At 44.5% G+C, this 14,140-nt stretch carries 12 protein-coding genes; 2 read left to right on the top strand and 10 right to left on the bottom strand.

The features are described 5' to 3' along the window. The 4 genes from OEY58_21655 to OEY58_21640 form a co-directional block, all read right to left on the bottom strand. The coding region (locus OEY58_21655; GenBank protein ID MDH5328062.1) for a hypothetical protein at positions 1 to 529 on the bottom strand (529 nt) is incomplete at its 3' end. Beyond that, a complete protein-coding gene (locus OEY58_21650) occupies positions 526 to 954 on the bottom strand; it encodes a response regulator (GenBank protein ID MDH5328061.1) in 429 nt (142 codons plus the stop codon). The genes OEY58_21650 and OEY58_21655, both read right to left, overlap by 4 nt. Positions 955 to 1,174: 220 nt before the next feature. Continuing rightward, positions 1,175 to 3,490, bottom strand: a complete 2,316-nt coding sequence (locus OEY58_21645) for an ATP-binding protein (protein ID MDH5328060.1) — start codon at positions 3,488 to 3,490, stop codon at positions 1,175 to 1,177. Positions 3,491 to 3,503: 13 nt separating this feature from the next. Further along, positions 3,504 to 4,352, bottom strand: coding sequence for a phosphate/phosphite/phosphonate ABC transporter substrate-binding protein (locus OEY58_21640; protein ID MDH5328059.1), 849 nt, complete (start codon positions 4,350 to 4,352; stop codon positions 3,504 to 3,506). A gap of 152 nt (positions 4,353 to 4,504) precedes the next feature. On the opposite strand from OEY58_21640, the gene OEY58_21635 reads away from it, so the two are divergent. Beyond that, a complete protein-coding gene (locus OEY58_21635) occupies positions 4,505 to 5,728 on the top strand; it encodes a hypothetical protein (protein MDH5328058.1) in 1,224 nt (407 codons plus the stop codon). Here the strand turns inward: OEY58_21635 and OEY58_21630 are convergent. The 3 genes from OEY58_21630 to OEY58_21620 all read right to left on the bottom strand — a co-directional run bounded on the left by OEY58_21630 (position 5,699) and on the right by OEY58_21620 (position 10,953). After that, positions 5,699 to 9,406, bottom strand: a complete 3,708-nt coding sequence (locus OEY58_21630; GenBank protein ID MDH5328057.1) for a DUF1631 family protein — start codon at positions 9,404 to 9,406, stop codon at positions 5,699 to 5,701. The genes OEY58_21635 and OEY58_21630 overlap by 30 nt on opposite strands. Before the next feature lie 174 nt (positions 9,407 to 9,580). Beyond that, entirely contained in the window at positions 9,581 to 10,180 is a 600-nt protein-coding gene (locus OEY58_21625) for a hypothetical protein (protein ID MDH5328056.1), read from the bottom strand. A 326-nt stretch (positions 10,181 to 10,506) separates the two neighbouring features. Further along, the gene (locus OEY58_21620) at positions 10,507 to 10,953 is read right to left on the bottom strand and encodes a hypothetical protein (GenBank protein MDH5328055.1); all 447 of its coding nucleotides are present in this window, start codon (positions 10,951 to 10,953) and stop codon (positions 10,507 to 10,509) included. A gap of 225 nt (positions 10,954 to 11,178) precedes the next feature. Here OEY58_21620 and OEY58_21615 point away from each other — a divergent pair, with 225 nt between their 5' ends. Continuing rightward, complete coding sequence (locus OEY58_21615; GenBank protein ID MDH5328054.1) at positions 11,179 to 11,817, top strand: class I SAM-dependent methyltransferase; 639 nt, start codon at positions 11,179 to 11,181, stop codon at positions 11,815 to 11,817. 39 nt (positions 11,818 to 11,856) lie between these two features. Here the strand turns inward: OEY58_21615 and OEY58_21610 are convergent, their stop codons facing one another. The 3 genes from OEY58_21610 to OEY58_21600 all read right to left on the bottom strand — a co-directional run bounded on the left by OEY58_21610 (position 11,857) and on the right by OEY58_21600 (position 14,137). Further along, a complete protein-coding gene (locus OEY58_21610) occupies positions 11,857 to 12,648 on the bottom strand; it encodes a DUF481 domain-containing protein (GenBank protein ID MDH5328053.1) in 792 nt (263 codons plus the stop codon). A 187-nt stretch (positions 12,649 to 12,835) separates the two neighbouring features. Next, on the bottom strand, positions 12,836 to 13,459 hold the full coding sequence (locus OEY58_21605; GenBank protein ID MDH5328052.1) for a hypothetical protein: 624 nt from the start codon (positions 13,457 to 13,459) through the stop codon (positions 12,836 to 12,838). 189 nt (positions 13,460 to 13,648) lie between these two features. Continuing rightward, positions 13,649 to 14,137: a phosphatidylglycerophosphatase A gene (locus tag OEY58_21600; GenBank protein ID MDH5328051.1), complete on the bottom strand. Its 489-nt coding sequence runs from the start codon at positions 14,135 to 14,137 to the stop codon at positions 13,649 to 13,651. Positions 14,138 to 14,140: the final 3 nt, after the last annotated feature.

Raw genomic sequence — 14,140 nt, 5'->3', positions numbered from 1 at the left:
GTAAAGTGTAACTCCAAAACAACACCGTAACAAAAATAGTGATTATTGCCGTAATCAGCAGGAGTGTGTCCGTACCATTCCTCGGTTCGCCACGTGCAATAAAACCGGAAACATAGCCCAGCTTAAGATGCGTGCGGGAATTTGTCGGGATAACCACTCTGGCCGCAACCCATTCGACGGGCCTCTGCAAAACCTGACCTGAATCGCCGGCAACCGTACTGTGTCGAACTTGCGGGGAACTTTGGGCAATAATCTCATGCCCCTGGGTTTCAAGGTAAGCGAATTGCAAATACGGATTTGTCTGTACGATCTCTTTCAGGAACTGGTTCAATTCGGTAGTATCTACCTTATCCTTGTTTGCCGTTTTTTCGGATAGCGAGATAGCCAATGATTGGGCCAATGCCTGACCCCAAGTGCGCTCTAACTGGTACTGGTTATTTTCGTACTTAGAACTCCAATAAAGCAAAACTCCACCACAAACGACAGTAACCCCCGCGGCCAATAATATGCTTTCCCATAGGTTTTTCATTGTTCTAACGACCGTATACCTTTGTCGACACTTTCCAACAAGCGGTCCAATTCGACGGGTTTGGTTATGTAATCAAAAAAGCCGGCATCCTTTCCCCTTTGAACATCGTCCGGCATGGCATTCGCAGTCACTGCAATCACCGGAATGTCCTTAGTGCTTTCGTTATCTTTCAGAATAAACAGAGCGCTAAATCCATCAATATCCGGCAAGTTTATATCCATTAATATTAAATCCGGATTTTCTTGTTCAACCATATCAATGGCCATCTGCCCCGACGCGGCGTGAATCAATTTTAGATCCTCACGTAGACGAATGATTTGTTGCATAAGACGCAAATTCGCAGGGTTATCTTCCACATAAAGTACCAGATATTGCCCGGATTTTGGCTTTTGCCCGCTTGGTCTGTCCTCTAATTTATTTGTCATTGGGAATTTTCGCAGTTTTGTTTGGCTGACATCCACTATTTGTTGATTACTATCCGTTTTTCCAGTCTGCCCCATAGAATATTAGCTTGTATTTCGCATTATGCATTCAAACTCAAGCACAGGTTCATAAACCACGTAGACTTAGCTAACTATCGGTTCTCACAAATATTATATAAACCTCAACAGGGTGAAACTTTGTAAAACCTTGCGTAAAAAATGCTCAAGCGACATCCGAGTTGGAACTGTCTTTACCCCACACAGCCAATAGGCGCGCCAACTGATCGATTTTTATGGGTTTAGTTATGTAATCGTCCATCCCCTGTTGCAGACACTTGTCGCGATCACCGTCAATGGCGTTTGCCGTCATGGCAACAATGGGCACTCGTCGGGCACCTGTATCGCGTTCCCACATCCGAATGTTTTGAGTACATTCATATCCATCCATCTCAGGCATATTACAATCCATGAATACTATATCGTACTTTTTAATTTTGACCGCAGCCAACCCCTCAACTCCGTTATTGGCAACATCCAAGCGCATACCCAATTTTTCCAGCATCCCCACCGCCACTTTTTGGTTGATCCGGTTATCTTCCACAACCAATCCCTTTAGTCCCTTTCCCGTTTTTGCAGCCGCCAATTCCTTGGGAGTCTCTGCAAACGATTCTTTACCAAGAATATTTTCCAATAATTGCATAGATTTAACCGGTTTATGAAGCACTTTTACCAGAGACATTTGCGGCTTATCATCAAGGCTAAGCTTACTGAGCAAAATCACTTTCAATCGTTGCCCTGATTGGGCGAAATCACTTTGCAGTAATGCGGAAATCGCCTCGCCTTGCGTAATATCGGCAACCAACACGTCATATTGTTGCTTCAGACGCTGTTGCAAGTTGTCCGCTGTACACAGATCACATTGTAGATGAGCGTCTTGAAAGAAGCGTTGAAGGATGTCAGCCTGCCGCGCGTTGTCCAAAAGTAAAAGTATTTTCCGGTTGCTTGAAGATCGTAACGAAGACGGGGTATGAACCGGCATCCGTACCGTGAACCAGAAACGGCTGCCACGGCCTTCAACCGATTCCGCAGCTAAATCCCCTCCCATCAAATGGACCAGTTTTTTAGAAATAGCCAAACCCAAGCCTGTGCCACCATACTCGCGAGTGATACTGCTGTTGGCCTGAGTAAAGGAGTCAAAAATCACAGACAGCTTACCTTGGTCAATGCCAATTCCGGAATCGATCACTTCAACTAAGATGTTGCAATTACCGGTTTCAGACTGCCTTAGCTCGCACCGAATCACCACTTCTCCTTCGTTGGTAAACTTAATGGCATTGCTGGTCAAGTTGGTAACAATTTGAATAAAGCGTGTGGAATCCCCTTCCAACATACGGGGAAATTGTGGTGACATATCCAAGAGTAACTCCAAACCCTTGGCTTGAGCTGACGCATACAACAATTCCATCATCCCTTCGATTGACTTTCTCATATCGAAAGGGATCGCTTCCAGTGTGATTTTACCCGATTCGATTTTAGAAAAATCAAGAATATCATTTATGAGCGCGAGCAAATATTCTCCGGATTGGTATCCCGTATCCAATATATCCTTTTGGCGGGTATCCAGTTCCGTCTCACGCAGTAAGGTCAGCATGCCCAATATGCCGTTCATAGGCGTCCTGATTTCATGACTCATACTGGCAAGGAATTCGGATTTAGCCCAATTGGCCTTCACTTCCAGTTCCCGTGCTTGCTCCAATGATTCGGTTTTTTTCTGGATCAACAGTTCCTGTTGCTGCAAAATTTCAGAAGTAAAATTCAAGGAAGTAACTAAATCGTCCAACTCCTTTGCCGATGGTTTCACAACCATCTTCACACCTTTGTTATCCCTCAGCCGCGCAGCAAACTTCGCCGCCTTTTCCACAATTCGCAGGGGTCGACGCATCAATAAAAACAATAACACGATATACACGAGGGCTGCACCAAGATTCATCGCAATGGAACTAAACCATATTCTATTCTGGATCAACCGAAACTGGCGATTACTCACGTTTATTCTAACCCAACCCACCAACGGGCCATTAACAACCGTTTGCCAAATCTCCATACCTCCCGGATATTCCTGCACCAAATTGTCAGCGACGGAATCTCTTTTTGGAGTTTTTATGGTTTGTAGAGAATAGTCGGGGACCACAAGCCCATTTGATGATGCCTCTAAACCGATACGATGCACATTTCCAATTACCTGTCCTGTTGAATTCACGGCAACTATGTTCAACAATTCGGGATTTCTTGCTGCAGTTACCAAATACTTTTCAATGGCGGTATAGTCTTTTTGAATCATCATAGGCAACAGCGTTGAGGCTATAGTTGCGCTCAACAATTGCAATCTTTGGATATGGGACAAACGTTCTTCTATAATCAGCTTATTGCCGTAAAAATAGATCAGCAGGCTCATGCAAAGTAAGAGAGTGGTGCCGATTTTCATCAGCAATTGAACCGATAGACTGCGAGAGTAAAACCATTGTCTTAACCAACCCATGCCGTTTTGCCCTTTATTGTTGAACCTGATCCAGTTGTAACAATTCCAACGGCTCGTATTCACTATATGAGGTTGCCATGGATTCGGTAATCTTTACCGCAAGCAATAACCGGCGACTTTGTTGGTTTTTGTTCATTTCGAGAATAGTGGCCACCAGCTGTTGCCGCAATGATGTATCAACCCTGGGATGAACCACAATGGGATGTGGTGTTGTACTAGGTGCTTTGTATAGTATCCGCAGATTGTCACTGACCTGAGGGCGGTCCGCTTCCAAAGTTCGAATCACACCACCACCGGCCGAAACCCGACCAAACAAAACTGAACGATAGGAATTGCCATGGGATCCGGTATATACCGGATTAAATTTAAGCTTATATTGAAACTGCAAAAGTGCTCTTAGATACAGTGAGGCCCCGAAAGCGGTTGGCGCTGGAAACGCGATATCTGCCCCCATCAACTCATCCAATCGTTGTATGCCGCTATCCTTACGTACCACCAATATTCCAGATAATTTCCCAGCCGCATCACGAATTATGGGTATATAGCCTTGGTTCCGCCTGGCTTGCAGCGCATTGTAGGGATTCACATAAGCCAAATCCGGCACGCCACTCTGTAAGTCTTTGTTATACGAAGAAAAATCATCATACACCAGTAGTTGAATTTTAGTTTGAGTGACTTTTTCCAAATATCCCACAAAAGGAGTCCAGTTTTTTTGGGTGGTGGTACTTGAAAATTGAGGTATAACTGCCCATTTTAGTTGAATTTTTTCTGTAGTTCGCGACGATTCGCCGAAGCAATTAAATGCAAACAAGTTTAAAAGCAATAGAAAATACACACCATTTGCTGTATATTTTTTAGCCATGTCTACCTACGCTTGAACGAGTAATGCCAAATTATCGGCAAATTCCAATGCAACAAGCCGAGAAATTGTTAAATCTATGTAAATTCACACAACGCCGCGCACCGTCATGCCGGCATAACAAAGCGCAGTCGCAGAGGTTCTAAGGCAGTATCATGGGAATCTTCAGTTTCTTCTCATCTAATCCCACCGAAAAACAGTTTGCAAAACTGGCAACTGTTGCGCTGCGCCAAAACAATTGTGAATTCGAATTTCGCTTGAACGAACCGGACTTTAGTATTGAGTTTTTGGTCAATGATGAGTGGAGCCAACATTGGTATCTGCGTAATGCGTACAAACAATACTGTGCTTCCTACGGAAAAGAAAAAAAGCAAATTCTGCACCAGTTCGCCCAGAGTGTATTGAGTATGGCGGCACAAGAACTACCGGAATCCTATTCCGAGGCACAATCCCGCATCTATCCCGGAATTCGAGAACCGGAAGAATGGGAATACCTGCGCTTATTATCTGAGTTAGGCGGAAACTCCCTTTTACCCTCAGCCCGTCAAGCCATCAGTCCCTGTTTATATAAAACGCTAATCTTTGACTACAAGGACAGTATGGCAATTGTGGGAAAAGACACGTTAGCCAAATGGGAAATCGATTTTGATGAAGCATTCGCCCAGGCACAGGACAATCTCCGCAAAGTCAGTTATCAACCCTTTGAAAGCTTGAAACCCGGCCTATACATATCTCAATGGCAGGATGATTATGATGCTTCCCGAATATTCCTTCCTGAACTGTTTCATCGCCTGGAGTTGCTTGGTGATCCGGTAATCACCCTACCCACACGCAACACTATTCTCGTCACTGGATCTAAAGACGCTCAAGGGATCGAAGACTTGGCTGAAATCACCCGCAAAGCACTGGATGAAGAACCTAAAGTTATCACTGGCTACGCGCTCACACTCAATAATTTTACACTGGAGCATTTTCCACAACAGCAGGATGAAATCAGCAAACCCCTGTACAACTTGAATCAATATTGGAAAAGCAGAAACTACGAAGCACAGAAACATATTTTGTGTAGCTACTTGTATCAAAAACAAGCGGATATTTTCACCGCATCCTGCCTGCTTAGCACCAACGATGAAACCGGTTTCTATGAAACCTTAAGCGTGGTAACCAAAGATGTGGACACGCTGCTACCCAGGGCGGATACCTTGGTGTTTTTCGACCCGCTCACCGATGAGAAAATCGTTACTAACTGGTCAACTGCATTTCGAAACATCCCGCATCTATTCGAAACAACCGACTTTACCCCGTTACGATACCGTTTCCGGCGTTACCCGGATCCCACTGAATTGGATTTACTTCGGAAAATTTCCGTTATCTGTTAGGTCTGTCAACGATATGGGTTTTTCTACCGCGTATCCCTGAATATAATCCACACCGGCCTGTATGAGCATCTCCATGGTGTTTTCATCTTCAACGCATTCAGCTACAACGTTTTTCCCTAAATAGCGCCCTATTTCACAGATCGATTTCACGACAGCATAAGAGTTTTTGTTGCGGGTAAATTCTTTAATAAACCCCGCATCCACCTTAAAGTAATCAATGGGTAATTGCGAAAGATAAGCATATGAAGACGACCCGGCTCCAAAGTCATCCAATGCAAATTTACATCCAGTTTGTCGTATCCGGTCAATAAACTCCGCGGCTTCGGAAAGGGGTTGTATACCGGCTAATTCAGTTATTTCAAAACAAACTTGTCGAGGATTAACTCCTGTAGTTAACATTTGTTCTTCTACAAAAGCAACCAAATCTTCATCGTTCAGCGACATAGCCGATAGATTCAAAGACAAGCTGTCAATATTAGACAGCAACTCCGTATGTTGCACCATCCACTGCATTGCGCTTTTAATGACCCAACGGTCAATCTGAGAGATTTTGTTGTACCATTCGGCTGCTTTGATAAATTTGTGTACTGACAGATCATTACCTTTACTGTCGCTTGCCGTCAGCAACACTTCGTATCGACGCTTTGCTGTATCCGAACCGGTGGGCTGGATTCTTTGAACCCGCAAGCCCAGCCTATCGTTTTTCAAAGCATCTTCCAGTTCACTAATCCATTGCAACATCTGGCTGTGTTGGGCTTGTTTACTATGTCCCGAATGATACAGTTGTAAACGTCCACCTCCCATATTGCGAGCCAAGGCACAACTGGAGCCGGCCGCTTTCATCAATCCCTCCGCATTCTCCCAGGCCTTGCTCACAGGCACCATACCCATACTCACTGAGATTCGGTACTCTTTATTTTTCCAATGGAAACGGTGCGATGAAAATGCTCTGATTTGACTTTCACCAAGATCCAGGGCCTCTTCCACGGAACAATTCTCTAATAATACTGCAAACTCGGTACCACTCAATCGGGCTGTGACACCTCGGTTACCTAAAAACTCCTGCAATTTCTCCGCTGCCTGTTTTAGCAGTTTGTCACCACCGGAGTATCCGCATTGATCATTAATGCTTTTAAAATTGTCAAATTCAATATGGCAAAATACAAACTTTTTATCCTGACACTTCACTTGATCCAATGCTTGCTCCAAGACCTTTTCAAACGCCTGGCGATTCAACAGCCCCGTCAACATATCGTGCGTAGTAGTACGCAACAGTTCGGTATGCATGCCCTGAAGAAGTTCCAACAATACCGTTTCTACCGGCGATTTAACAAAATGTGCACTCACAGAAACCTCACCCGAATCCAATCGTTGGGCTAGATCCAACACGGATAAGGTTCGGTTTTTTACGCCCATTGGGGTAATAAAAACAAAATAACTCATATTCTCAGGATACCAAGCTAAACGAAGTCTCATTGCCGTATCCGGGGTCAGCTGAAAATGGAACCACTCTCCCCCTTTCAAACGATTAATGATTTTCTTGGCTTTAGCGTGCGTTTTGGGATTCAATTTAGCCGTAGAGGACTCACCGGTTTTAATACAGGCTCGTACCACCGAATCCAGGTTTTCCCGATATATTTTTTTCTGCATAGGCAGCAATTGACTCAGTGCTTCGTCTGTTTTGACAAAAGCGCTGTTCCTATCACCGGTGCCGGATACCAGGGTTTCCAAACAATCCTGCAATGCAACTAATCGATTGTTATACTCTGCATCCCCCGCTTGTATGGATAACTCCAAGCAAGATAAACCCTGTAGTACTTTCCGTACTATATGAGATCCGGAAAACAATGCCGCCTCATCTTCCAACGTCAAGGTTAAGACCGGTAACTGCAGCCTTCTAATCCACAGGCGGGCCATTTCAGAGATACGATAATCCAAAGTTAACGCGGAGAATAAACGACTTGAAAACCGAATAATGCTGGCTTCCCTGGCTCCGATTTTTATCCTTTTAGCTTCCTTAGCCTGCCAGTTATTCAAACCCTTTTCCACACCCCTCTCTAATCCCTGCACCACCCAGTCTTCCAAGTTAAGCGCGGATTTCTCCAAGGGCTCTTCCGCGGCATGTGCTCGTAAAACCGAACAAAGCTCGCTGCGTTGGACCATTCCGTCTGTGGATTGTTGAAAAGAAAACCAACGGTTATCCTGACTGAGCCCAAGCTCATGCTGTAAACCATATAGCCTGCTGATCAAGAAGTACAAACCACTATCGCTGATGGCTCTACCACGCTCCTTTTCCCTATCAATATCAGCTTCAGCAGTACCGGTATCAGTTGCTACGTTGGACCCTTCCGGAGCTGTATTCCGATCCACGACTTCCAGTTTTACGGCTGCATCCTTGCCCACAGGAATTTCTTTTACCGTTTGGATTTCCGAATTTTTTGTGGTTATGGTTTTTGCTGTGGTTTTGCCTGTGGTTGTATCTGCATTTTTTTCCGTAGTGTTTGCCGAATTTTTCGCGCTGGGTTCTAAAGTGGATTCCCTCTTGATTTCCAAGGCAGCGTGTTCATGCACATTGTGCTCTATGGATTCCCGGGATTCCTCCAGGTCTGCAAACGGAATTTTCGCCTTTACCACTTTAACTTTGTGTTCGATAACAGGAAGAACTTTTTGTTTGATCAGGAAATTATTGAGTGAAGAATACAAATGACCCAACTCAGACAACAGCAATTGTTCAAAGGCTTTATTGCAAACCGAGTTGACCTCTTTACTCAAACCCAGCCCTTTAATAATGTCTCGAAATATGCCTAACCAAAACCCAGGCCGATAAGGGTTGCTATCCTTGTCAATTTCCACTGCCCATAAAACACTCAAACGCTGCTCCAAATCTACAAGCGCTTTGCGATTATTTTCCTCGATTTTGTCAACTACAACAGTATCCGCCAACCAATTGTCAAATACCGTTTGTTCCATCAAGGTCAGCGTTAACTCACCCGAGGCTTTTGCTACCTTTGTGGGTTTGAATCCTGCCAAATCCCCACGGATCAAGGCAGTGAATTCCTGACTGACTTTGCTTTGAACCCGAGCTAATTCGTCTCTACCCTCCAGATACAAATTTTGCACAGCCACATCCCGCTTCACTTGTGCCAGTTGGCGCAGCTCAGTATCGATGGACTTCAAAAATTGTCGGATTATCTTTGGCGCAAATTCATTACAAATACTATTACAACGAATAATCAATGACTGGCGATTTGAAGTGATTGCTCTTTGGTCGATTCCTGTCGGTTTGGCTTTTTTATTCCTCTGCATTTGCTCTGCTTTATGCCTGGCCTGTTTGACGGCCTGTTGCAAAAGCGTTAGTCGTTCCATATTAGGATTAACAAATGACAATCCCACGCTGTGCGTATCCACCCGGACCACTTGGGCCTGAAACTGGAGTAGTGACTGGGTACCACTGGTAGACGGAATGGAACACTGAAGATCCACAGATGTATTCGCTTTTAAATCATGCCGAATACCATCAGTAAATACGGCATAGATTCCGCCCATGCAAAAACTTCGCACTATACAGGGAAAGCGACCGGCATCAGTACTCAACACTGCACCCAAAAATGCCGGATCGCGCTCCGAGGAACGTCGTTCCACTCCAGGTACTGCATCCTGCCGATTTTTACCTAACATTAAGACCCCGTTAGCAAGTATTTTTTTACCATCTCGAATCTTAGTTTTATCGTCAAAAACCACGATTTTATTTAGGAAAATAACGCAGACAGGGCGCCCCATTTCAAAACTGGGCGCTTTAATTCACTTATATAATATAATGATAATATTCCAAGGAGAGAGAAAGCAGGAAACTCAATACCAGGTGTAAACGAACGAAATGCGCGTGGTCTCTAAGTCTTTGTTTTGGTCGACAAATGTCCCATCATTATCCTTATGCTCCATGATTATGGTGGTCCGATTCAATTCGATACTCATTCCGGCACCCAATTCCAGCCCTACCCCTAAGGTATGTCCGGTACCTTGATATTCGTATAAGTTGGAACGAGTTTGCTTAGCGGGGTCCACCGCCGCGGCCACTCCCACTGCGCCGTTGAAATAAAGCGATGTCGAACGTGGCGTAAAATAAACGGACAGGCCTAAACCGGAATACCCGACCAGCATATCGTGATTTGTGCCAGTGATGACATTTGATTCTTCGTGACGGCTTAAATCCATAAACCAGTACACAAGTACACTATCGACAACTCCAGCACCCAAACGCAGACTCAGACTGGAACCGTCTACAGACTGTACTTCACTGGACCCCAGCAAATTGTCTGTATTGGTAACGTCACTTTCGTGCTTACCCAAGCCCAGACCCGCAATGAAACCCTGGCGATAATCATCAAAGGCATGCGCAAAAGCTGGAACCATAGCCATGATTACCACAATCGAAATCAAAACACGCTTCATATGTCGTTTCCTGTAAGCACGGATAGGAACCTCGGATTCCGGTCGCAAATGCCACTCATAGAGCCGGCCAGAGGACCCTTAGTGTATTGAATAATCTCCCGGCTTTCCACAAGATCCGGTACACGGTTGAAAAGACCACAAACGGAGTCCGTTTTGAAACCGCTACATCCATCAGGCCGACATGCACACTATATCTTATTGTTTAATAAATAAAAAAGCTGGAAACCGCCGCGGCTTCCAGCTTTGCAATCGACTATATCGGATAGGGATTTTAGGGACGGATCATCTAGTAGCCACGCGCCAGAATATATTTGGCGTTTAACCGGCTACTTAGCAGATAAGGAACAACTGAATACAGCCTTTTTCAGTCTTTTTATGGTAACGTACTCCACTACCAGCTCCACACCATTAAGAGTCAAGTTTTTGGGTGGGCCGTCTTTTGTAACACTGTTAACCATATCGACTATTGCGCTCTTACCATCGGCATCGGGGGTCATTCCGATGAAGGCCAACTGTTCACACCGTTTTACGGTATCGCCTAGCTGAGCATCATTTTCCAAGCGCATCGTCAGAGCTGCATTTTCTTTTAAAACCAAGATTTTTAGACCCGGCACCGTGGTACTCAGCTTAGACATTCCGCCATTATCGGACCAACCACTACCGTTAAAAATAGGAGCGGTCTCTATTCCTTTTTTTAATAAAACCGGATTGTAATTTGCGAAAACCGATATGGGTAAAGTCATCAACAATAGAGTTAGTATAATTTTTTTCATCGAACAGACCTCAGGAAGTAAGCTGGGCTTATAGTGTCCATCGAAATACAAAACCACTAAAAGCAATATCGGCGACAGGGAACACTTGTTTAATTAGAATCACTCTAATCACGCTTACATCACCCGTGTTTTTCAGTACCGACTAAACTTCCTTAATTTTCAATCTGCTGCTATTGTTGCTTGACGACGATGATGTCCACCAACAAACCAAGCAAAGGAGCTCTTGTGTTCAAGTATGAAATATTCTGGAACGCGATTTCTGACAGATATGCCGCAAAGCCCATTGAAAACAAAGCAGCTTTCAATGAAACGGTGGAAAGCATTCGCAGATACTTAAACACCGGAGATTGCGTACTCGACTTTGGCTGCGGTACAGGAACCTACAGTATCGCCATTTCGGACAAAGTCTCGAACGTTCATGGAATCGACATATCTAAAAAAATGTTGAAGATTGCTCAACAAAGAACTGCCGGCCAAAGTATTGAGAATATTCAATATCAACACACTAACCTCTACAGCCCTAAGCTGAAACCGAACGGTTATGATGCCATTCTTGCGTTTAATATATTACATCTACAGGAAAATCCCGTTACTGCCCTACAGCGAATTACAGAGCTACTGAAACCCGATGGAGTATTCATCTCCAAGACCTTTTGCGCAGGACCGAAACCCCCGTTACTACTCAAGGTTATGCGCGGGATAAGTAAAACCGGTTGGGTTCCTTACGTGGCATGTTTGGACATCTCTGATCTGGAAAAAATCATCGCTCAAAACCACTTACACATTCTTACGAAAACACAAAACCCAGCTGAACCCAAGGAATATCTCATCGTTGCTAAAAAAGCCGGCCCTACACCACGTTGACAGAATCGGAGAGAAAACCAGTTAACAGCTATATAAGTTCTATTGAAAACTGACAGAAATCCCTATGGTCAATCCAGCATCGGTGTGTTCTACGCCAGGGGCCGGATTACTGTCGTGTTGGATATCCAACCCTAATTTCAGAGACAAATCCTGACTAAGCTTGCTAACCAAAGAAGCATTTTCGATAGCCCGAAAATCTGAAACCTCACCCAGGTCTGGTTGATAATAAGTACTACTGAGCAAGGATACATTTTCATTAAACGGGTACTTGGCAACCAAATACAAATTACCGCGTAGAGCAGAACGGCGGCTGTCGCCTTCGGAGCTGCTTATATCCAGTTCTTCTTTTTCATAAAAACCTCCCAGCCCAAGGAACACAGCAGATTGTGTACTATCCTCAGTAAGCTTTAAACGTAAGCCACCGCCAAGTAAGGCACGTAAATTCAGCCGGGTAAATTCATTATTGGATATCTGAGAAAACGCCTCCCAAGACAATTTCGCTCCCAATTCGCGAATATGCCGCACATGAACAAAGGATTTGTTTTTGTTGGTTATCCCTGCATTTTCACCGTAAGCATAATCGGCAAGCACGAAACTGGTATAACCTTCCTGCGCCCATTGCAGCTTTATCCCGGTGCCCACGCTTTGTTTTTCTGTATTTCCGTATTCGGCATCTGCCGTCACATCAAATTCGCCCGAAAACCCAACAACGGGCTTACCCAAGTGCAAACTTTCCATGTTGACGATAGCAAATGCAGTGGACGACCAAATCAATAATGTACCAGCAAGAAAGTAACGCCCAGCTCTTGCCTTTTGGCGAATTAAACTCATAGCGTCCCTCGAGAGATTTTATCCTGAGGCAGCGAATCATATCACACCCATTGCATTTTTAGAAAAATTTGAAATTTTCGTGATATGTACATAGAGATTGCTTTGTAAGCACCCCCATGCGTGACATCATCTGTATTGCTGATTTCTGAGCCGAATCCGCCCTACACTATTCATTCATTGTAAAAAATCAGTCAAGAACCGGGTTCCAGCTGTCATTATTTTTCACTCGACTGGAAAAATAAACTTTAACCGAAGCACTCAACATAGCATAGTTTGTCTTCATTTCATTGCCGCTAACATCGTCCAAATCCGCATAGGAACGTTGATATTTAAATTCCAAACCCAGTTTTCTTCTGGGTCGTACTTCAAAACCACCGTAGAATGACCGGGTTATGCCTGTTAAGCGAACGCTGGTTGCAGAGTGTACGCTAACTTCCATTTGACCTATAGATACACCGATTAATGGTTGAACCACGCGTTTCGGCAGGAAATTCATCTGACCTACCGCCAGGCGCTGATAAACATTTGCGTCGCCGCCATAAGAACTGGCTTGATCGTAGTCAATGTCCCAGTCACTGACGTTTAAGGAGGCACCAACACTCAGTCCGTTATTAAATTGATATCGGAAATCCAACTGGGCACCTTCCACATTACCGGAATCAAAACGAAGCAAATTACCGTTCAAAATGAAATCGGTGTCGCTGAACCGCATTTGGGTTCGTGTGGCGGATAGAGAGCCACCGGCTGATACGGTTGATGGTATTAAAAAGAACAGAAAAATAACTCCAATGGGTGACTTGAATTTGTTCACGCGAAGAACCTCATTTTATACTGTCGCAAAAAGCACGAGCAGAGGGAAACAGCCCTAATCGTTATACCACAACGTCGTTTCAATTCCACAATTTGCGATGTTTGTAAGCTGGAATAGCGTTTTTTGCTTATTCCATCAAGTAGAGTTAAATCGTAACTCCAAAAGGAACTATTTCACTCTACCGTGTAATCAATTAGCGCCCATGAAATACACAGCAATCCACATAACCAGCCAGGCATAAACTCCGGCCATAACGTCATCCAACATAATTCCCAATCCGCCTTGAACCTTTTTGTCCAACACCGATACCGGCCAGGGTTTGACTACATCAAAAAACCGAAATAACAGGAATCCGACAAACAACCACATCCATCCGAGTGGTGCTGCAAACATAGTAATCATATAACCCACAAACTCATCCCAGACAATGCCGGAATGATCGTGTTCATTCATGTCCTTGGCGGTCACATGACACAACCAGATCCCCAGCAAAAAAAACAGTGCGGTTAACAGCACGTAGGTCGACGGGGATAAATGCTGCATCCACCATACCAGGGGAACTGCAGCCAGGGTACCTGCTGTACCCGGCGCATAGGGTGACAATCCGCTACCCAGCCCGAAAGCTAAGAAATGGATGGGGTTTTTAAAAATATTGATGGGGACGTGGTTGCGTTTCATATG

It is taken from the genome of Gammaproteobacteria bacterium (assembly GCA_029882975.1).
GTDB lineage: Bacteria > Pseudomonadota > Gammaproteobacteria > SZUA-152 > SZUA-152 > JAJDNG01.
This window is presented reverse-complemented; position numbering and strand designations above follow the sequence as displayed.